The organism is Paraglaciecola aquimarina (assembly GCF_032464635.1).
In the GTDB taxonomy this organism is placed as follows: domain Bacteria; phylum Pseudomonadota; class Gammaproteobacteria; order Enterobacterales; family Alteromonadaceae; genus Paraglaciecola; species Paraglaciecola aquimarina.
In genome coordinates, this window is the sequence record NZ_JAWDIO010000002.1 from 2,430,359 (window position 1) to 2,452,083 (window position 21,725).

Annotated in this window: 15 protein-coding genes and 4 pseudogenes; 10 read left to right on the forward strand and 9 right to left on the reverse strand. The window is 40.8% G+C overall.

The features are described 5' to 3' along the window. Window positions 1–114: 114 nt before the first annotated feature. Window positions 115–4,416: pseudogene (locus tag RS130_RS12145) on the forward strand (alpha-1,6-glucosidase domain-containing protein). 114 nt (window positions 4,417–4,530) lie between these two features. On the opposite strand, the pseudogene RS130_RS23795 reads toward RS130_RS12145, so the two are convergent. From RS130_RS23795 to RS130_RS12160, 4 genes and pseudogenes are all read right to left on the reverse strand, one after another. Then, a pseudogene (locus tag RS130_RS23795) lies at window positions 4,531–4,704 on the reverse strand (hypothetical protein); the annotation flags it as partial. Window positions 4,705–4,748: 44 nt separating this feature from the next. Then, the gene (locus RS130_RS12150; protein ID WP_316026163.1) at window positions 4,749–4,961 is read right to left on the reverse strand and encodes a sulfatase/phosphatase domain-containing protein; all 213 of its coding nucleotides are present in this window, start codon (window positions 4,959–4,961) and stop codon (window positions 4,749–4,751) included. Further along, on the reverse strand, window positions 4,939–5,250 hold the full coding sequence (locus RS130_RS12155) for a sulfatase/phosphatase domain-containing protein (RefSeq protein ID WP_428982774.1): 312 nt from the start codon (window positions 5,248–5,250) through the stop codon (window positions 4,939–4,941). The genes RS130_RS12150 and RS130_RS12155 overlap by 23 nt, the downstream gene beginning before the upstream one ends. 36 nt (window positions 5,251–5,286) lie before the next feature. Beyond that, a complete protein-coding gene (locus RS130_RS12160; protein ID WP_316026165.1) occupies window positions 5,287–5,550 on the reverse strand; it encodes a sulfatase-like hydrolase/transferase in 264 nt (87 codons plus the stop codon). Window positions 5,551–5,774: 224 nt separating this feature from the next. On the opposite strand from RS130_RS12160, the gene RS130_RS12165 reads away from it, so the two are divergent. The 4 genes from RS130_RS12165 (at window position 5,775) to RS130_RS12180 (ending at window position 8,767) form a co-directional block, all read left to right on the forward strand. Then, complete coding sequence (locus tag RS130_RS12165) at window positions 5,775–6,701, forward strand: Ig-like domain-containing protein (RefSeq protein WP_316026166.1); 927 nt, start codon at window positions 5,775–5,777, stop codon at window positions 6,699–6,701. Window positions 6,702–6,708: 7 nt separating this feature from the next. Next, window positions 6,709–7,305, forward strand: coding sequence for a hypothetical protein (locus RS130_RS12170; RefSeq protein WP_316026167.1), 597 nt, complete (start codon window positions 6,709–6,711; stop codon window positions 7,303–7,305). Further along, a complete protein-coding gene (locus tag RS130_RS12175) occupies window positions 7,215–8,498 on the forward strand; it encodes a right-handed parallel beta-helix repeat-containing protein (protein WP_316026168.1) in 1,284 nt (427 codons plus the stop codon). The genes RS130_RS12170 and RS130_RS12175 overlap by 91 nt, the downstream gene beginning before the upstream one ends. Before the next feature lie 68 nt (window positions 8,499–8,566). Beyond that, on the forward strand, window positions 8,567–8,767 hold the full coding sequence (locus RS130_RS12180; protein ID WP_316026169.1) for a hypothetical protein: 201 nt from the start codon (window positions 8,567–8,569) through the stop codon (window positions 8,765–8,767). A 66-nt stretch (window positions 8,768–8,833) separates the two neighbouring features. Here RS130_RS12180 and RS130_RS12185 read toward each other — a convergent pair. The 3 genes and pseudogenes from RS130_RS12185 to RS130_RS23805 form a co-directional block, all read right to left on the reverse strand. Then, a pseudogene (locus RS130_RS12185) lies at window positions 8,834–9,113 on the reverse strand (RNA recognition motif domain-containing protein). Window positions 9,114–9,254: 141 nt separating this feature from the next. Then, a complete protein-coding gene (locus RS130_RS23800) occupies window positions 9,255–9,764 on the reverse strand; it encodes an MFS transporter (RefSeq protein WP_316028045.1) in 510 nt (169 codons plus the stop codon). A 36-nt stretch (window positions 9,765–9,800) separates the two neighbouring features. Further along, window positions 9,801–10,829, reverse strand: a pseudogene (locus RS130_RS23805) (MFS transporter); the annotation flags it as partial. Between the two features lie 246 nt (window positions 10,830–11,075). On the opposite strand from RS130_RS23805, the gene RS130_RS12200 reads away from it, so the two are divergent. Genes RS130_RS12200 through RS130_RS12210 form a run of 3 tightly spaced genes read left to right on the forward strand, consistent with a single transcriptional unit; the run spans window position 11,076 to window position 15,103 of the window. Further along, on the forward strand, window positions 11,076–13,751 hold the full coding sequence (locus tag RS130_RS12200) for an alpha-amylase family glycosyl hydrolase (protein WP_316026170.1): 2,676 nt from the start codon (window positions 11,076–11,078) through the stop codon (window positions 13,749–13,751). Between the two features lie 55 nt (window positions 13,752–13,806). Next, on the forward strand, window positions 13,807–14,730 hold the full coding sequence (locus RS130_RS12205) for an alpha/beta hydrolase (RefSeq protein ID WP_316026171.1): 924 nt from the start codon (window positions 13,807–13,809) through the stop codon (window positions 14,728–14,730). 16 nt (window positions 14,731–14,746) lie between these two features. Beyond that, window positions 14,747–15,103: a YbaN family protein gene (locus RS130_RS12210; protein WP_316026172.1), complete on the forward strand. Its 357-nt coding sequence runs from the start codon at window positions 14,747–14,749 to the stop codon at window positions 15,101–15,103. A gap of 38 nt (window positions 15,104–15,141) precedes the next feature. Here RS130_RS12210 and RS130_RS12215 read toward each other — a convergent pair whose 3' ends face one another. Further along, complete coding sequence (locus tag RS130_RS12215) at window positions 15,142–15,429, reverse strand: SemiSWEET transporter (protein WP_316026173.1); 288 nt, start codon at window positions 15,427–15,429, stop codon at window positions 15,142–15,144. Window positions 15,430–15,571: 142 nt separating this feature from the next. Between RS130_RS12215 and RS130_RS12220 the strand changes: the two genes are divergently transcribed. Both RS130_RS12220 and RS130_RS12225 read left to right on the forward strand, forming a co-directional pair. Beyond that, complete coding sequence (locus RS130_RS12220; protein ID WP_316026174.1) at window positions 15,572–16,423, forward strand: AraC family transcriptional regulator; 852 nt, start codon at window positions 15,572–15,574, stop codon at window positions 16,421–16,423. 577 nt (window positions 16,424–17,000) lie between these two features. Beyond that, a complete protein-coding gene (locus RS130_RS12225) occupies window positions 17,001–18,722 on the forward strand; it encodes an adenosine deaminase family protein (protein WP_316026175.1) in 1,722 nt (573 codons plus the stop codon). A 115-nt stretch (window positions 18,723–18,837) separates the two neighbouring features. Here RS130_RS12225 and RS130_RS12230 read toward each other — a convergent pair whose 3' ends face one another. Then, a complete protein-coding gene (locus RS130_RS12230; RefSeq protein ID WP_316026176.1) occupies window positions 18,838–21,426 on the reverse strand; it encodes a TonB-dependent receptor in 2,589 nt (862 codons plus the stop codon). Window positions 21,427–21,725: the final 299 nt, after the last annotated feature.

Here is a 21,725-nt window from a genome sequence, read left to right on the forward strand (position 1 = left end):
AGGGTGAAGAATTCTAACCAAATACTAAAAACATCGGAGCATTGGCTTATGTTTAACAGAATGTTTAGCACAGGGTTGATAAGTACCCTTAAACAAACCAGAACAAGCAGTATCATGCTTGTTGTATTAACCGGGTTATTTTTGGCCGCATGTGGAGGCTCTGATGTAAAAACCGGTAGCAATCAATTATTAACGTGTGATGTGCCTATGGTGCCAAACGCAGCGGCAACAGCTTGCGTGGCTCCCCCACCGTACCCGTGTAATCCGCCGACAGTGGCAAATGAAACCAACGACGGTTGCGTAGTGGGGGCCGACCCTTCAGCGCCCGAGCCATTTGTGACGCCTATGGCAGATCAAGCTGTTCTATATTTTAATCGGGCGGCAGTGGGCGCGGATAACTCCAGTAACGACCCATCCTACGAGGGGTATCGATTACATACTTGGAGCGATGATACCTGTAATGCTTATGCTGATGGTGACACTGATTGGGCTAATGGCCGGGTACATGATGGGGTCGATCCTAATTACGGTGCATACTGGGTGTTAGATTTAAAACCGGGATATGCCGGTACTGTCGGGGCTTGCGGCAATTTTATTATTCACATTGGTACCGATGACGCAGGTAAAGAAATGGGCGGGGGGATTTTACCATGCCTCTTTCTCAGGATGATCCTGACTTTGCACGTATGAACTTTACTTTTTCTGGTGTGGGTTCGGTATTTGAGTTTCCTGTCACTTCTTTAGGTGAGCAACCGGTTAAAATTGAAGGGCTGGCGGCGCATTGGTTAGATGCTAATACCTTAGTGTGGGATGTTGACCCAAGTACTTTTGTTGATGCCAAGCTACATTACTCAGCCGCTGCCGATTTAGAAGCGGACTTAGAGACAGGATTAAATGGCACGATTCTAGATTTAGAGCCAGTAGACTTGACCGAAGAACAAAAAGCCATAGCGCCTCATTTAGCTGATTTACCTGCTTATCAAGGCAACTGGACAGCAGACGATGCAAAAACCGTGATAAAAACGCAGGCGGTAATAGCTTCTTATAATACCGATGGTAAATTAAATGGCGCCACGGGTATTCAAATGGCCAATGCCATAGACCAATTGTATACAATAGGTGAAGAGGATGCTGATGAAGCTCAACTAGGTCCTATTTATAATGATGATGGTACTATTACTTCTGCAGTGTGGGCACCCACTGCACAAAGCGTAAAGTTAACATTATTTAATCCTGATAAAACCTTAGCCAATACTCATGATATGGCTTTTGATGCGAACACGGGTATTTGGTCTTACACTGGTGGGGATGAGTTAGATAGGGCTTTATATCGTTTTGAAGTGACGGTTTACCATCCCCTTGCGGAAGGTCTACAAGTTCTAAATGTCACCGACCCATACTCAGTTAGCTTATCTACCAACAGCCGTTTTTCTCAATTTGTTAACTTAGCGGATGAAGACTTAAAACCAGAAGGGTGGGACAGTCATATAGTCCCCACTATAGAAAACTTCGAAGATGCAGTGATTTACGAAGGGCATATTCGTGATTTCAGCGTGCTAGATGAAAGTACAAGCCCTGAAAATCGTGGTAAGTATTTAGCATTTACCGAACAAGATAGTCTGCCTGTAGAGCATTTACGCAAACTGGCTGAACATGGTTTAACCCATTTCCATATGCTACCTGCCAATGACATTGCCAGTATTGAAGAAGATACAAGTAAAGTGGTGGATATGACCAGTACCTTTGGCGATTTATGTAGATTAAATAAAGACGCGGATATTTGTGATGATGCATCAATCTCTGAATCTATGATTTTAGCGGATTTGTATGCCAGCTTTGATACCGTGTCTGAAGGCGGTAAAGCGCAAGAACTGTCCCAAGCGATGCGCAGTGTTGATCAATTTAATTGGGGCTATGATCCATTCCATTTTAATGTGCCAGAAGGTAGTTATGCATCAAACGCTGAAGGTGTAACACGCATTAAAGAAATGCGTGCCATGAACCAAGCTTTACATGAAATAGGCTTACGTGTGGCACTAGACGTAGTGTATAACCACACCAATGCTTCAGGTTTATTCAGTAAGTCGGTGCTAGATAAAGTGGTACCCGGTTATTACCACAGATATGAAACGGACACAGGGGCAATTGTGCGTGAAACCTGCTGTGACGATACCGAGCCACGTAATGTGATGATGGAAAAACTCATGTTGGATTCGTTAGCTCTATGGACCACCGAATACAAGTTTGACTCCTTCCGTTTTGACATTATGAGCTAAGGCGAGCAAACAAACTATGGTTCGTTTACGTGATGCGATTACTGAACTCGATGAAGATAACTATTTTTATGGTGAAGGTTGGACGCGAATTGATAGAGGTTACGAACAAGCCAATCAACCGAATATGGCTGGCACCGAAATAGGCACCTACAACGACCGAATTCGTGAGGCGGTACGTCAAGGATTGATCTTTAGTCAAGAACCAAGTGACGGTGCTTTATCAGCCCAAGATAACTTAAAAATGAGTTTGTCAGGTACTTTGACTGATTATGTATTGGAAGACTTCAACGGCGTGGCTTCTAAAACAAGTAGTTTAGGTGGCTATGCTACTGATCCTGCAGACATTATTAACTATGTGTCTAAGCATGATAACGAAACCCTATGGGATCAATTAAACTATGTGTTGCCGAGTGATCTAACCTTAGCACAGCGAGTACGAGCACAAAATGTTGCCGCGACTATTCCTTTGGTGGCTCAGGGTATCCCATTCTTACAATTAGGCGGCGATTTCATACGTTCTAAATCGATGGACAGAAACACCTATGATTCGGGAGATTGGTTTAGCTATGTGGACTTCACTATGCATACTAACAACTGGAACGTAGGATTGCCCTTAGCAGAAGATAATGAGGGTCGCTGGAACGAGATTGGCCTATTTATGAATAGTCCTGAGCGTGCAGCTAGCATGACTGAAATTGAATTTGCCTCTGAGGTGTTTAATGAACTACTGAGCATTAGAAGTAATTCTCCTTTATTTAGACTCACCACAGGTGAACAAATTATTGATCGCTTAGGATTCCATAATATCGGAAAACGTCAAACTCAAGGCTTGGTAGTGATGAGCATAGATGACGGCATGTCAGCCGACGATGCTATGCCTAGAGCCGACCTTGATCCTATGCATGACGCCATAGTGGTAGTGGTCAATACCAGTTACCAAGAGCAGTCGCACACTGTGGCTACGGCGACAGGTTTTGAATTACACAGCACCCAAGCTGCTTCTATTGATTCTGTCGTGCGTAGTGCAAACTTTATGCAGGGAGAGGGGAAGGTACCTTTACCGTGCCAGCGTTAACCACTGCTGTGTTCGTCAAGCCACAAATGGGTAGCCAAGGTATGGGCTTATCTGCTTATGCCACTTCGGGTGCACCAGACATAGTGCCGTTTGGCAGTACGACTGTATATATTCGAGGTACTCTAAATGGATGGAGTACTGATAATCCTGCGAGTTACGTTGGGGATGGCGTGTACGAAAGTGTCATTTCTCTAGCTGCTGGCGATTACGAGTTTAAGATAGCTTCTGAAGATTGGTCTACTGTTGACTATGGTTCAGACGACCTAGTGGTGGCTTTAGGTGTAGATAAAGTTATGGGCCGAGGCCAGTCTAACTTAACGATGACTTTAACCGAAGACGCAACGCTGAAGTTTAGTTTTGATGCCAGTGACACTGACGCCCCTGTGTTAACTGTTGATCACGAAGAGCCATTTATCGGTACAACCGTATTTATTCGTGGCACACTAAATGGGTGGAGTGAAGATAACCCAATGGATTACGCGATAGGTGGGATGTATTCCACATCTATGGAGCTAACCGCCGGCACTTATGAATTTAAGATTGCCTCGGCTGATTGGTCGACAATAGATTATGGGGCGGCTGATAGCGACGTGGATGTAACAGCCTGGTGCTGAAAAAGCCTTGGCAGTTAAAGGTAGTAATATGACCATTACCTTTGACCAAGATGGCACCTATACCTTTGTATTTGATGTATCTGATTTAAATGAACCTAGTATTGCGGTATTTGATGCCGAAATGTTTGGTGATACTCCGGTGTTTGTGCGCGGGAGCTTAAATGGCTGGGGGACAGATAATCCAGTAATTTATGACGGGGTAGGTGCATACAGTACAGACATCGCTATAGATGCTGGCAGTTATGAGTTTAAAGTGGCATCAGAAGACTGGGCGACCGTTGACTTAGGTTCAGGAGAAGAAGAGCTAAGTGTGAGCCTTGATACTGACAAACCGTTAGGCTTTAAAGGCAGTAACATGACTCTTGAAATAACAGAAGCGGCGACTTATAGATTTACTGTTACCGGACCTGATCCTTCCGCTCCTACTGTACTAGTCAGCCAAGTACCTTAATTGTTGAAGACATATTGAATAAGTTTAAGCCGCTCAATTGAGCGGCTTTTTTGTTGTATTTACGGGGCTCTGGAGGGAGTTTAATTCTCACCCTCATCGACTAGTAATTAATCTCTAAACTCTAGTCATTCCAATGTCTATCGATAACCGCTTGAATATGCCGATAATTTTCATCGGTTTCATTAATAACTGACGTTGGTTTGCTAGCTCGACTTTTAACTCTTGTACAATACTATGATATTCAGGATCACCATAACGGTTGATTAGTTCGTCAGGATCTTTTTCTAAATCATATAACTCCTATGCGACTGGGGTAGGGGTTTTAGCTGGTATTACTCCATCTTTCCGGCTCCAGTCCAGTCCATGCCATAATATACTTTGTCGGTTTGTTGAAAGTTAATATCGTAATTGATGCCATAAAAAAAGATAAGCTTGTAACGTTTGGTACGCAAACCAAAGTGGGCAGGCACATCATGGTGAGCGCTATGCATCCAATAACGATAATAAGTGCCTTTTCGCCAATCAACATAAGGGGTGATTATCAAGCACTGGTGCAAAACTCTTGCCTTGCATAAATTCTGGCGCTGTTTGTCCTGCAAGTTCTAACATAAACGGCGCAAAATCAGTGTTATTTGCTACTACATCATTAATTTGGGGCGCGTCTTCTTTTACTGGGTGACGTACAATAAATGGCATACGCATTGATTCGTCGTACATCCAGCGTTTATCAATATAATCATGTTCGCCTAACATCATACTTTGATCGCTGGTGTAAATAATGATGGTGTTGTCGTATTGGCCAGATTCTTTAAGGCAATTAATTATACGTCCCATATTGTCATCAACGCCTTTTACAGTGCGCAAATAGAGTTAGTGGCAAATACATTGTTTAAATAATGTCCCTTCTGTGGCGAGCTTATCTATGTTGGGGGTGGGATCAAGTGTTGCTAGTCTAGATTGATAGGCGCCTATAGCTGATGCTGTGTGATCGTCAGACATGACAAATAGAATATTGTAAGCTTGATTAGCCCCTTGACCTTTGACAACTGAAGTAGAAACCGATTCTTTATTACAAGAAATTAAAGTTAAAGAAGTCAGCAGAAGCAAGCTTATTTGGTGAATACTATTGTTCATTCTGGTTACCATTTTGTATATACCTTAAATTTCCGTTTATCTACCTTAAAATTAGCATCAAGGATTACTGGGAATTAAAAATAAAACCCTGTCATTGCCTGTGAAAATAAAATTTTTAAAACAGTCTGTTTTTTTATCTGGCAACTGCACATTTGTAGATGTTTAAAAGTTAATTGGTTTACTGTATATTGTTAACTTATTTACATTTGATGGTTTTTTTACGAGTGAAAGCTTACTTGCTTGGTCTGCCTGTTTTAATTATTGTTACTTTTATGTCATCTTGTGGAGGGGGAAGTGCTGATCCTGAGGGAGATTCTCCTCAGACTACAAATAATTTACCTACTGCAAAAATACAATCCTTAGAAATTGATCAAGATAAGACTTTATCCGTTATTTTATCTGGTAGCGATCTTGATGGCACAATTAGTCAATATACAATTACTCAGCAACCCACACATGGCGAGTTAATTGGTTCAGGCGCAAATTGGCAATATTCGCCGACAGACAATTTTTATGGCAATGACTCATTTAGTTTTACTGTGACAGATAATGATGGCGGTGTGTCAAAATCGGCTAAAATCAGCATATCAGTAATTGAACTTCCTAAAGTACCAAATTTAGTGCCTCAAGCTATTTCTCAATCATTCGAGATGAGTCAAGTAGATAGTTTATCGATTAATTTATCTGGTTCTGATTTAAATGGCATGATTACTGGTTATCAAATTACTCAACAACCTTCAAACGGCATGCTAACTGGTTCTGGTGCTCAGTGGAGTTATCAAGCTAAGCAGGGGTTTATTGGTAGGGATAGTTTTCGCTTTACCGTGACCGATGAAGAAGGCGCTGTCTCAGAAGAGGCTAGTGTTAACATACAAGTGAATCAAATTCGTGGTCAATATATTTATGTTGCTACAACGGGTGATGATTCCAATGCGGGTCACTCAGATTCACCGTTGCAAACGATTAATACGGCAGTCAAGAAAGCAAGTAGTGGTGATGTAATTTTGATCAACGAAGGAATTTATCGTGAAGAAGTATTGATTGAAAATAAACACGATATAACTATCAAAGCCAATGGCTCGCAACTAGTTACTATATCTGGTGCTGATATCATACAAGGCACGTGGACTGCTGTGGATAATATGCCTTAGTGTGTTTGTGACCGACTTAGACGCTAATACAGTGGAAACTAGTTATACCCAAGTGTTTGTGAATAATAGTTTTAAACAAATGGCTAGATTTCCTGATAACGTGACTGGAAAAATGTTAGATCCGCTTAATACACAAAGTGGTTATGCCTTGATCATCAATGCTAATAAACCACAGGGGAAAAATGCCCGTGCTACTGTCGAATTTACTTCTGAGGGAGATGTTGCTGAGATCCCGGATGTCACCTTTACAGATGAAGCAGTGGTACGTGGTTTGATTGGTAAGCTACGAAACAATATATTTTCTGCAGCTACAGATGGGGCGGCTATCCAAAGAGAAAGTGCTAGAAAATTGAGCTTTATTGGCACCAACAATGGCCCATGGACAAGTGATGGTTCTTACAGCCTACCAGAGGGGTTTGGTTATATTTTTGATTTGGCAGTATTAGACAGAGAAGGGGAGTGGTTTTTAAAAAGAATAATAACGCGCTGTATTATAAACCAGATGGTGGAATTATGGACGGCAAAGTGGTTGAAGCGAAAAAGAGAAAATGGGGTATTCGAATCAATAACTCAGATAATATCACCCTTAAAAATATTCACGTAAAAGCCGCGTCTATGAAGGTAGATAATTCAGATCATTTACATGTCACCAATAGCTCTTTTCAATATTTACATCCATTTTTATATCGTCGTAGTTATGGTGTGCTAAAAGAAGGCATAATGATTACCAATTCTGATAATGGAGTGTATGAGAACAATCTGATAGCTCATACTTGGGGCAGTGGATTTATTGTAGACTCAGGCAATAATAATAAAATTCATAACAATATCATTGAAGATATAGGCTGGTTAGGACAGTTTACTGTGTCATTATTTAATGAAGCAGATAATACAGTGGTTACGCAAAATACTTTTGGTAAAGCGGCTAGGTCCCACATTCGCGCTACTGCACCTGTAAAGTCTATCATCACAGATAACCATATGTTTGAAGCTATGGCTATGGGGGAAGATGCTGGGGCGATAATGATGACAAGTACCGCCAAAGCTGATTATTTGGATTTAAAAAACACTGAAATTGCTTACAACCATATTCACGATATTTACGGTATTCCAGCAATGGATACATCGCCAATCTATAACCGCCAAACTGTGGTTGCCTTTTATATGGAAGATGTCGCTAATTATACAGTGCACCACAATTTGGTTTATAACTTAAGTGGCGATTATAGCAGGAGCACCCAAGGTGCAGCAGTTCAACCAGACGGAAAAGTGGTGTATTTAGGTCCCAGAAACAGAAATATGCCAGATAAGGTTAACTATTATAACAATACTTTTTATAACTATGATGGGCTGTTTAGTTTGTGGCATCATGACGAAAATGGCCAACTTGGTCGTATATCTAATGGTGACGTAAGAAATAATATTGTAATGGCCGGTAAGGTTAATAAGATTAACGCTAAATCTACAGGCCTGACTTACCCTAAAATCGAAGTAAATAATCTCACTGATTTTTTCCAACAATTGACAAGTTCTGCATACAATTATTTTATTACCGAAGCTAATAATTCAGAACTAGCTCAAGAAGCATTTAATAGTGAATTTGAGGATGTTAATTCAGGCAACTTTAGGTTAACTGCTGACTCTGAACAAAACGCTAATGGAGAATTTATAGAAGGTATAACGGGTAATCCTCCTATTGCCAGAGGTGCATGGGAAGGCTCTACTTTAGTTGATAAAGATAGAGTGCTGAATGCAGGAGCAAACATTTCAAGGGATGATTTTCCGGTCAGTCATTAAATACAACTGGCTGTGATGAGCAATTACAAGATATATACACGCTACACAGAGCAAATGTGTATATGGTTATGTCTCCCAAAACATCAAAAGAAACAGTATTAGTTTGGCAACAAGCTTATCAAAAGCTGCTGTCTAGTGGGGCAAAAGGCGAGATTTTTCGAGAGTGGCAACAAGTGCTATTAAATAAATTTAATATTGAAAGTGATGTAGAGGGGGGAGTTTTTAAGTTTTTAAATGTACTCAACAACAAGCATACACATGTGTGTTAAAACTATATGCCTTGGTAGGCGCAAGCCAGTTTATCTGGCTAAATAAGCGCCCCCATTACCTTGGTATTACCGATTACTCTTGATGACTTTTTCTGTACTTGCTGGCTTATCTTGTGCATATTTTACGCGAATTTTATTCGCTCCCAACATTGAGTCATTGAGGGTTTTAACCGCTACTTTGGCATCAGCCTGGTTTAGGCATTTCTACAAACCCAAAGCCCTTAGATAAACCACTGCTTTTGTCTGTGACTAAATTGCAAGATTGTACTGCGCCGAATTTTTCAAAAGCACTTTGTAGCTCTTGTTCTGTGGTTTCTCTGTCTAGATTTCTGATTAAAATTTTCATGTGTAAGGCCTTAGGTATCACTTAATATGGGCACATGATAACAGTTTATTGATAGTAGAAAATATTATTATGAGAAGGGAGACAAGTAGCCAATAAATTGGCTACTTGTAAGGGGAATGAACGAAAAACCTGCTTAAACTTTTATTTACCCGCTAGCTCTAATTCAATTTGCTCAATGGTTTTGTTTTTGGTTTCGGGTATGACTTTGTAGGCAAAGACTAAACCGATGAAACAACAAACTAAATACACACCGAATGTTGATACTGCGCCCATGTTTTCTAACTGCCATGGGAAGAACAAAGGTACTAGGATTCCGCCAAATACACTGGCGACAAATCCACACAATGGGATCGCCACCGCACGTACTTTAGTGGTGAATACTTCAGATAATAAAATCCACACTACAGGCCCGAGAGAGAAATTATAAGCACATTGGAAACTAATGATACCAAGTAACACCATAAAACCATTTATAGAAGTGGCAGCTGTCATGATATCAGTTTCATACTTAACTAAACTTTCACGACCAATCAAATTCTCAATGGCATGCTTAAAGTCCACATCAGAAGCAAACTCTACATTAACTAAAGGTTGTAATAGATTGAAATCTGTTATCTCTTTTAAAGACAGTAATGTTTCAGGTGTGAGCATGTAATTGGCATTAAAAAAGCCTAAAGTGACAATCCCTAGGCTAAGTATTGCCCAAGTTAAGCCTCCTAACAGAATCGGCCGACGGCCTAATTTATCGATAAAGACTAAGGCCAAAACGGTAAAGAATAAGCCTATGCCACCAACCATCATGGTCTGTCCAAAAGCAGAGCTTTCACTGCCACCTAGTTGGGCAAAAATAGTCGGCATGTAGGCCAATACTGCGTTCATACCTGTCATTGGCTGAATTATAGTGATCACTACACCTATCACCAAAGCAATACGCATTTTTGACGTAAATAACAGTTTGAATTGTTGTGGTAAGGACAAGGTGTGATGATCGGTATCTTCTAAACTGTGAACGATCTCGTTGATTTCTTTGTCTAAATCTTCTGCTTCAGTAATTTTAGTTAAGGCTAATTTGGCTTTCTCATTTTGGCCATTTAGGGCCAACCAACGTGGGCTTTCAGGTACGACAAATAACGCTGTAAACCATAATAAAGCAGGAATAATTTCTGCACCTAACATCCAGCGCTAGGCTGTTTCTGCGTTTAGGCCAATATTCGTTGCCCAAGCTGCACCTTGCTCAGTGGCGTTAATAATGTAGTAATTTAGTATTTGCGCAACAAAAATACCTATAACAATATTCAATTGATTCAAGCCTACTAATTTACCACGAGATTTAGGCGGAGCAATTTCACCTATGTACATAGAGGCTAAGGATAAAGACGCAAAAGCCAGTCCACCTAAAAACCTAGCCCAGAACAAGAAAGTGGCACTTGGCGCATAGGCAGAACCGATGGCCGATAACGTATATAAAGCGGCGATGACTAGTGTAGTGTTTTTTCGACCAAACTTATCGGCAAAGTAACTGGTACAAATGAGGCCTACTAATGCGCCCCAATCTGGACCAGATACTATAGAGCCGACTTCTAGCGCAGTTAAGCCAAACTCGGAAGTGATGGCTTTAATAGTGCCGGATATAAGTACAATATCCAGACCAAAAACAAAGCCGCCAAAAGCGACAATCAAAGAATATAAAAAAGCATTTCTAGTGGGTGAAGACATATTTTACTACCGTTTTATGTTAACAATATCATTACATAGCTGCTGTAGCTACTCGGTTTGATTGGGTTATTGTAATGTTAATTGTTAAATATATACAGTGTTAAATGCGCTTACGCTGTTTATCTCATAAAAGCGCTATCGGTGGCTGAAGTCTATGAGGTGCAATTTGAATACGTATGTAAGATATTGTTTTCTTGCCCCTAGCTGATAGTTTTACATTTACATAAGTTATTAGAGTGTTAAAAAATGAGTGGGAATAGTACTGGAGCTTTCAATAGTCGTATTGGCATTGGGAGTATGTGTTTTATTGGTTGGGTATTACGTTACATGAGCCTCGCGTTTTTATTGTTTTTTACGAGTAGTTGCGCAGAGACTAATACTCAAAATAAGGAGGAGTTACTGCTGCATGTGCCTTCTCCAGATTGGCGCGATCAAATTGTTTATTTTCTAATGATTGACCGTTTTGCAGATGGCGATCCAAGCAATAATGATCAAGGGGCGGCGGTTTACGATCCAGCTAGAGAAAGTCATTACAGTGGCGGCGATTTAAAAGGTATAGTTGAGCATCTGGATTATATACAAAACCTTGGGGCGACAGCCGTTTGGACAACGCCACAAGTCGCTAATCAGTGGTGGGACCCGCTTGTGAACTACACCGGTTATCATGGGTATTGGGCACGAGACTTTACAAAAGTCGATGAGCATTATGGCGAATTGCTAGATTACCAAACCCTTTCAAGTGAGTTGCATAAACGAGAGATGTATCTGATCCAAGATATTGTGGTGAACCATACTGGAAACTTTTTTCAATATTCTAAGCAGTATGATGCTAATAACGTACAAAAAAACTTTGCTCTTAATTCTGAAAGTTTACCTAGCGCTGCTCCCACACAGTTTCCTTTTTCGCAAAATGACGTGAATAACCCTGTCCATAAAGCCGCGAATATTTTTAATTGGACCCCAGACATTGCTGACTTCTCTAATCCTTTACAAGAAACGCGTTATCAAACCGCGGGTTTAGATGATCTTAATACGCAAAACCCCGTTGTACGCCAGGCATTAAAGGACTCTTTCGGGTTTTGGATCAAACAAGCTGGCGTAGATGCGGTAAGGGTCGACACCGCCAAGTATGTTGAAAAAGACTTTTATGAAGATTTCTTGCACAGCCAAGATGGTTTAAATCAAATTGCTAAGATGACAGGGCGACAGAACTTTTTGAGTTTTGGCGAAATTTTCCAAACTTCTATGCCACTACAAGACGACGGTGAATTAAAGCTTAAGCAATATGTGACTAACCAACAGCGGCAACGATTATCGTCGCCCATTGGGTTTCCACTGTATAAAGAAATGGCGCGAGTATTTGCTGGTGGTGCCCCTACCGCATATATGTCTTATCGTTTAGAGGCGCAAATGCAACATTTCTCCAATCCGTTTTTGGTGAGCAATTTTATTGACAATCATGATGTTGAACGGTTTTTAGCCTCGGGTAATATTGCAGGGTTCAAGCAGGCTTATGCATTGATGATGACGGTGCCAGGCATTCCGACTATTTATCAAGGTGATGAACAAGGTTTTTTACATAGTCGCCGAGCAATGTTTGCTGGTGGATACCTGTCTGATACTGATCAGTTCGATCAACAAGCTGAGATGTATCAGTTTATTCAAAGCCTAGCTAATATGCGCAAAGCACATAAAGTGTTTAGTCGTGGTAGTTTGCAAATATTGCAAGACAATTTGGCTGGCGCAGGCGTATTGGCCTATCGCCGAGAATACAAAGGGCAAAGTGCATATGTCATTTTTAATACGGCTAAACAAGCTGTGTTATTAAACGGCTTACAGACCGAATTTGACCAACATAACCCTGCCCGCATACTAATGAGTCTGAATATCGAAGATGATGATCTTAAAGTTAGTGATAATGGTACGATTACTCAAGTATTGCCTGCCCAGTCTTTGGTGGTGTTTTTGGGGCAAAGCCAAATTAAGCAAGAACTAGAGAAAGAGAAAGAGAAAGATGAGTTGGCGATCACCATAGATGACTTGCAAGCTAGTTATCAAGAGCAATCTCAAGCTTTTGTATCCGGTAAAAGTGACTTTAGTAACAGCAGCCTAATCAGAGTGATAGATGGTAAGGTCGGTCAGGGTAAAAGGTTTATCACCGATAGTGATGGTAACTGGCGAATAGACCTTCCTGTTGCCGATTTAGGACAACACCAGCACACGTTGGAAATTTATTCTGCAGAGCATAACCGCGCATCCCAGCGACTAGCGTATTCAACTAAATACAGTCAAATCGAACAAGCTGGTGTGGTCGTGGATCCAAAAGCAGACGACTACGGATTAAATGGCAAGTATATTAAACCGTTAGATAAAAGCATTGGTTGCCAAATGGATATTTTGCAAGCCCAAGCCAGAGCCGCTGGCAGCGTGTTAGAGCTTAGTATTGAAATGTGTGAGGTATCTACTTTGTGGTCACCAACCAACGGGTTTGATCATTTGTCGTTGAGTATTTTCTTTGATTTAGCTAAAGGTGAAGGCAAAAGTCAATTGCCATTGATAGGAGGTCATTTTCCAAATAAGAAAAAGTGGGACTTAGCCCATGTGGCATACGGCTGGGGCAATTATTTGTATTGGGCGAGTAATGCTAGTGCACAGCACGAAGGTGACAAGCCAGGAATTGCGCCACAGATTAAGGTAGACGCAGCTAATAATCGTATTACTTTCACCTATTTTGGGGATAAGTTTGCAGTAACTGATTGGGCTGATACCACTATTTATATCACCACATGGGATAAAAGTGGCGAAGGAAATTATCGTGAATTAGCAGAAACCCCGACACAATGGCGATTTGGCGGCGCTACCGCCACGTCAGCAAAAATATTAGACGATGCACTGTTACAGGTTGAAATGGTGAATGACTAACATCCTATAAATATCGAAATAGCAAATCGCCGGCAAAGCAAAGAGCAAATATGCCTTGAAATTATCGGCTAATTTAGGTCTGATAGCGTTCTTTTATGCTTATGTGGTTTGCTATTTTATTATTATGAAAAATTCATTCTATACCCTGTTTGTTTTACTAGCGTTAGCGGGCTTCGTTAGTGCTTGTAGTGAGCCCGAAAAGCAAGCTAGCGCTAGCAAAAATGTACACGTGCTGCCCTATCAATTTGCAATGCCTGGTTTAGATAGACAAAGAACGGTCCGTTTATATTTGCCTCCAAGCTATGAAAAAAGTCATGAAAAAAACTATCCTGTCATTTACATGCACGATGGGCAAAACTTGTTTGACCAATTAACGGCTTATGCTGGCGAATGGCAGATAGACGAAGCGCTTGATAAACTGGCCATTGAACAGGGTCTAGAGTTTATTGTTGTAGGTATTGATAACGGCGGCGAAGCTCGAATGAATGAGCTGTCGCCATGGCCCAATGAGCGCTTTGGCGTGGCCCAAGGTCAAGAATACATGGACTTTATCGTTGAGGTGGTGAAGCCTTATATCGATACTAATTTTAGAACTGAGTCGGACCGCTTGAATACCGCCATTATGGGCAGCTCTATGGGGGGCTTAATATCGCATTATGCGGTGCACCAATACCCTGATGTGTTTAGTAAAGCAGGGATATTCTCGCCGTCATATTGGTACTCTCAAGATGTTTATGCTTTCACTAAATTTAAAAAAGCAAAGCTAGACGCTAGATTATACGTGATGTTCGGTGATAATGAAGGCAATGGCATGATTGCCGATAGTGACACGATGCAGCGTCAACTTAAACAACAAGGTCATCCTAGGCAGAATATGCTATTTAAACGGGTTGCTGGCGGTAAGCATAATGAAGCGTTATGGGGCAGTGAGTTTGTTGAAGCGGTGAAATGGCTATTCCAACAACAGCCCACATTTTAATTTTTGAGGTTTTGAATTGAAGAAAGCCTTGTATGCTACCTGTGGCTGGTGTTTTGTACTGTTAGCTATCATTGGTGTGGTATTACCCCTGCTACCGACTACACCTTTCCTAATTTTGGCCTCTGCTTGTTTTGCTAAAAGTTCAGTGCGCTTTCATCAAATGTTACTGAATAATCGCTGGTTTGGTGCAGACATAAAACGCTGGGAAAAAACCAGAAGTATGTCGCGACAAACTAAAAAACGTGCAACTTTAGTGATTGTCGTTACTTTTAGTATTTCAATTGGGTTGTTGCACCCGCGATTTGCGTTGCAACTCATGTTGGTGGGGATTGCTTTAGTCTTGCTAGGTTTTATGTGGCGCATTAAAGAATAGACAGGCTAAATATGGACATTAAGCCTGTCCCCGTCTTTTTATTGTTCGGCCAATCTAGTGCGCTTTGATTTCATGTCATTGAAGACTTTGATAGCCAAAATACATGATGACAAAAGTAACGTAATCATGTTCGCTACTATCATCGCACTATCTTGCTTTACTAATCCGTAGACTAACCAACAAGCAACCCCTAAGGTAAATATACTGTACATCGCCAAAGATAATGACGCCGTATCTCTCGTTTTGATTACCTGTATTGCTTGAGGAAGAAATGAAAAAGTCGTTAAAAATGCCGATGTAAAACCTAATATTTCAATAGTTGTCATAATTTTCTCCTCTGGGTAATGATTGAATGCAAGTTTACGGACTTAGTTGAAAGTTGAGCATGGGGTAAGCTATCATCTTTTTTATCCATTACTATCATTGTTGGCAAACTTGTTAATAATGCATTAATAAAGGGGGGAAAACATGTCGAAAAATAGTGAATGGCCCGACATTCTCGAAATCGGACCTCAGTGTGACGAAAGGTTTGTTGAATGTGATAATACGCCAGAGTTAAAACGATTGGCTTGCTCAATATCAGGAGCGTCGAATTTAGTAGGGAATTACACAGTTGCCCGTTCTAATCCTGAGTGGCACGCGCTGATTTATGTGGTGGGCGGTGAGTTAGATTTAACAACTCGTAGCGGACAAAAAAACATTAATAGTTGTCATTTGGTTACTTTGCCAGCGGGTCAACCTTTTATTATGGATCTCAAAGCACAACGGTTAGATATTGTGTGGTTTCATATTGAACAGGGGCGTAAATGGGATAAATTAATTGAAGGTCGTCCTGATGTGGAATTTTGTGAGGTTACCCAACAAATATATCATTCATTGAGTTTACTTTATTACGAACCGCAGCCTTTGTTAAGAAAACCGGTATTTTCTCAATTAGAAAATTACATTACTAATAGTTTGAGTCCAATTGCCACGCGTTCTCATGAGTCTCAGCGTATTTGGCAACTTCAACAAGCCCTTGAAAAGCGTTTACATTATAACTGGACGGTGGAGTCAATGGCCGATATCGCTAACTATTCAGCACCTCATTTACACCGACTTTTTCAAAATGAATTTTCCAGAAGTCCGGTGCAACACTTAATTCATTTAAGAATGGAGCGGGCTAAATACTTGTTGACCCATACAGATTGGACGCTAGAACAAATTGGTGAACAAGTAGGTTATGGTGATGTGTTTAATTTTTCTAAACGATTTAAAAAATCGACTGGCATAGCGCCGGGGCAATATCGCAAAACCCATTTAGAAGTGAAAGTTAACTAACCTGAGCTCTGGATACGAAGGATCGTTTAAGCTAAACACTAGTTAAGCTAAGCAATCCAGCGCCGTTCGACCCAAAAAGAGCGTTATCGAAGAGGTTCGGTTTATCCTAGATTCAGGTTAACTAATTGCTTGCCGTTTCAAAAGGTTTTGTTGCGGTGCTATGTGTATACTTCTGATCTATGGCTACAATATGGCAACACTAGCGGTCAACATACTGTACCGAATCGTTGCTCTAAGTTAGTGCGCGAAGTCATCTCATCAAACAAACAAGGAAAAGCTTGGTTAACCTTAAGGAAATTTCTTAGGGTCACTGTGGACATTTTAATTGTCTGTTTTTAAAGGTTTTACCTTGGTTAGTAATTATGGTTATGCAAATAATTCATAGCTAAAAGTAAACAGGCATTAAACTTGCTGACCATTTGGTCAAGTTTAACTGTATGCTTTATTTGGTTAAGTTTTGGAGCTGGGAATTTAAACAAGCAAAACTAAGCTGTATTGCTTTTGAGTTGTTTACTACTCTCAGTAAATTATACAGTCGACAGCTATACAATAAACCATGGGAAGCTGGTGTTGAATCTTGTACGATTTATATCCGAAAGATGAAGGTGTCTTAATTGTTTGCGAAGAGGGAGGGTTAGCCAGAACTAGCGACTTGATTAAGGTCCTTGGCCTTATACATCGACTTGAACTGCGTGAAACTCACCGATTAATTACCAATATTGCTGGTGGATTGCGAGTAAATAGTAACCCGTTGTGTTTTAAGTATTACCGTGTTCGAAGCTTATTTATCACTGGAATCGACACCCAAATAGCCTACTTTATGAAGCAAATTAGCCTGCTGTTACCCTTTGGAGTTAATGCAATGAAAAAAATCCTCGTCTTACTTGTCTGGTATATTTATTCATCTTCTGCTGTTTTTGCAAAAGGGTTTGATGATGAGTTTGAAAGGTTCAAGAAAACCGCTAGTGCAAAAGACATGTATACCTTTTTGTATGCCTTGCCTAAAGGTGCAGACTTACATAATCACTCAACTGGGTCAAATCGAGCTGAATGGTGGTATGAAGAGAGTATTAAGCAAGCAAAAAATGGTTACGTGTATTACACCAAAACAACAATAAACAACTGCAAAGGTTATGGTACTAATGAGTTTAGCAGAACACCTTATTTGTTGTTGTTTGTTAATATTCAAGAATTTGAATACAAAAAACTCAGCGATTGTGAGCAGGGGGAATACTCTCGTTTACAAGACTTATCGGCTGAACAAAAGCAAGCTTGGTTGAATAGTATTCGTTTAGACAAGGCACATGAGGGGCGGAATGAGTTTTTTCAAACTCATTGGACTCGGTTGAATACGCTACTCGCCAATCCCTTTATGCAAGCCAATTTGATTGTTAAGAATATGCGTGCATTTGGTCAAGAAGGCTTAACCTACTTAGAAACAGATGCTGGCGTTAAAGGTTATCTTTACCCAGATGGCAGTGATTATGCGCCCGAAGATGTCTACCAAATATATGTTGAGAGGTTTGCCCAACAAGATGCCTTAGATACGGGGGTGACAGTGCGATTACAATATGCGTTGCTGCGTTTCACAGAACATGCGGAAGACGTGTTGCAATGGGTATACGAATTTGTGGCAACGCACAAAGCGTTATTTGTTGCTGTTGACATGGTTGGCCGAGAAGACAATGACAAAGGGCATCCTTTACGATTTTTACCTACATTAAGGGCACTACGGCATAGACATCATGGGGTGAATTTGTCTATTCATGCTGGTGAATCGGACGAGCCCAATAGGCATATACGCGACACTTTGTTACTAGGCGCCAGCCGTATCGGGCATGGTGTTAACTTAACTGGAGACGGTGATACCTTATTGTTGATGCGTTATAACCAGTATTTAATTGAAGTAAATTTAATTAGTAACTTATTGTTGGAATACGTAGATGATTATAGACAACATCCATTTCCTGAATATTTACGCTTAGGGATCCCTGTCGCGTTGTCTACTGATGATAGGGGCATGTGGGATTCAAATATGACCGATGAGTACTTTACTGCGGTATCTAATTTTAATTTATCTTGGCAAGAAATCGTCACGATAGGTGCCAATTCACTCAGGCATTCTTTTTTAGACGATAAGACTAAAACTAGGCTTTTGAATAATTATTACCAACGTATTGCTGCATTTGAGACGGCTTTTCAAAATAAAAAAATGGCCGCATTGACAGACGTGAAACCTGTTAGTTATTCCTTTGCATGTAAGCAATTTAAGCTCTGTGATTTCTTTGTAGCAGAATAACAATTGTGCGCCTGAGGTATGCTGGAGTAGGTGAGTTACTTAACCTAAATCGACAAAATAGAGCTTAATTAGCATTAAGCTCTATTGGTTTAGAGGCATCAATACGAATGAGGCCCTAAAAACGTTTTTTGACTGTTAGGCCAAAGGTAGCAGGTTCGGCAACATAGGAACTTATTTTGCCGTCTTGCACCGGTGTGTTAATTGTGGTCGACGCTAGATACTCCTCATCAAGTATGTTTCTACCCCATAAAATCACATCCAAATCTAACGCTGAGAAGTTCATAAAGAAGCGTAAATTCACTAAATTATAGGCATCTAAATGATGCAACGGGTCGTTACTACCGTCGGTAAATTGATCACTTGTGTGACTTAATTCAACTTGTAGATACGAGTAAATACCGCTGCTTAGATCAATATCCTGCTTTAATTTTAGTATTGCGTAATGCTCGGGTTGACTGGCCACCCTGTCCCCAGAGCGATCACAAAATTGGTCGGTAGGTTGTTTTCTCCCAGGATCATCAAGATCTGAGTGGAATGTACTAGGTAACCAACAGTTACCCGCCAAAAAGGTATCAAACTCTGCTTTGACATAGGCATAAGAAAAATTAATTTCTGTCATTGCTGAAGGCAACCATGTCAACTCAATTTCAGCGCCAGAGGTTTTTAAATCCCCGGCATTTTGCAAGTTAAAGCCGGTACCTGTAAAGGTATTGGCTTGGAAATCTGAGATATCAGTCTTGTGAATTGCTGCGTTTAAACGTAAGTCTTGGGCGGGAAAATCTTTTTTCATACCGGCCTCAATTGAGGTGGATTTTTCGGCATTAAACACAGGCTCAAGTTTTTCGGCAAGCCGATCTGTGTTGGTTCCCCCAGACTTATATCCAGTCCCAATCAAAGCATAATACATTGAACTGGCGCTTGGCTGATAACTAAGTTTTACGGTACCAGTGATTTGGTTGTCCTCAAGTTTTTCGTTGATATCTGGCCGAGGAGATGTCACTGCACCTATGAAAGGAATGCCCCAACCGGGTGATTGAAGCGGTGCAATTGTACTTAAGTCTTCAGCTGCGGGGGCTTGCCCTGACAATAATGCTGCGCCAATATTCTGAAGCGCTAAGCCTAGACTCACACCTCCATCAGCAAAATTGGCTGGGGTGTATTGTTCGCCAGCTGGGTTTAATTCAGCAAATGCGCTGTATAAATCTTTTTCTTCTTCGGTATAGCGCAGCCCAGCGGTTAAGGTAAATTCGTTACTTAGGGCGTAATCGAATTGGCCAAACACGGCAAAACTCTCATGCTCTTGTTCAGCAATATGTGGAAATGAAACATTGGATTCACTGGGCGTTGCTGCTGGCGCAATTAGGCCACCAGATAATGTACTTAAATTGTTCAGACCGTCCAGTAGATCTTGGATGGCCGGGGCCTTCTCGATCACTTGTGGATAGACCGCGGCATTATAAAATGCTTCAAACTGACTTTCTCCGTTCAAAGCATAGTCTAAATCCAAATCTTGTTGAAAGTAGTAAGTTCCGACAATGACATTGAGTTTATCTTTTGAATAATCTAGACGTAACTCCTGAGAGAAAGAGCTCTGTTGACTGTCATTGATGTTGGTTAAAATATCTACATCCGTAAAGTCTGCATCTATCGCATCTTTCGAATCAATACTTCTGGAGGCGCTAATAGAGACAAAGGTAAGATTTTCATTTAGCTGCCAATCTATCTCCATCGACAGACCGCTGTCTTCAATAGTAGAAACGGGTAAGCGATTAACGGCTATTTCTCGATTATAAAAGTCATCGCCTCCGGCAAAAAAGTGTGCGTTAAACACGTTAGTTAATAAATAATCTGTACCGTAACGCCCGGGCACATCTCTCGCTTCGTAATTGTCCATGAAGACAGGTGATGCACAACAAATTTCGTCAATCTCTGAATGGTCGGCAATGATACGAACAGATACGTCGTTATTTGGCGTGTATAACGCTTGCAGTCTAGCTCCCCAGCGGTTTCTATCATTGACAACATCTTCACCAAGGTTGATATCGCTGACTATTCCATCTCTGTCACTATTAAAAGCAGTAATACGAAATGCTAGTACATCTTCAATCGCTGATAATGAGGCCGCGCCAGATAGATTAAGTAAACCAAAGTTACCTACGGTAGCTTCGACAAATCCATCGCCTCCATCGTGGCTAGGTGCCACTGAACGTATGAGTATTGCCCCTGATGGGGTATTTTTCCCAAATAAGGTACCCTGTGGCCCACGCAGTACTTCTACCGCTTCTATGTCAACTAAATTATTGATAATAGAGTTTTGTCTTGCTCGGTAAACGCCGTCAATATACATACCTACCGATGACTCTAGGCCAAAGTTTTGTGATGAGGTGCCTACACCTCGTATCGAAAAGCTAGAGTTTGTGGCCGATTGACTTTGTGTGGCTATTAACCCTGGCACATTCGACTGCAGATCGTAAATGTCTTTAATCACTGATTCAGCCATTTGCTCGCCGGAAAACGCTGTTACTGAAACAGGTACTTCTTGCAAATTCTGGTTTCTTTTTTGCGCTTTAACGGTGATGATTTCTAATTTAGATTCTGCTGAGTTATCTTGCGCTACGGCAATACCACTGTGAATGGGCATAGACATCGCGACTAGAACGGCAAGTGCTGAAGGCTGAAAACGTAACGGAAGCATTTTTGTCATTTTATATTCTCTAATGATATTCAATAAGTCAGTCGGGTAAAGGTTAAGTATATCGTTATCACTGATCCACTATAGGTTAATCGCTTGTTTTTTTACCGACCGTAAAACGTGAATGAAGCTATGCGAAATAATATACGCTAAAAACTCGCTTTACACACATTTGGCTTTTTAACACAAAAAAACGGCCTCTCCTGAGGCCGTAATTTAAGGTCGATGCAATACAAAATTTGCACGTTATCAACCTACCATGTTGAACGTTTTGAAACCTAGCGGATATTTGTAGTATCGGCATGTTGCCA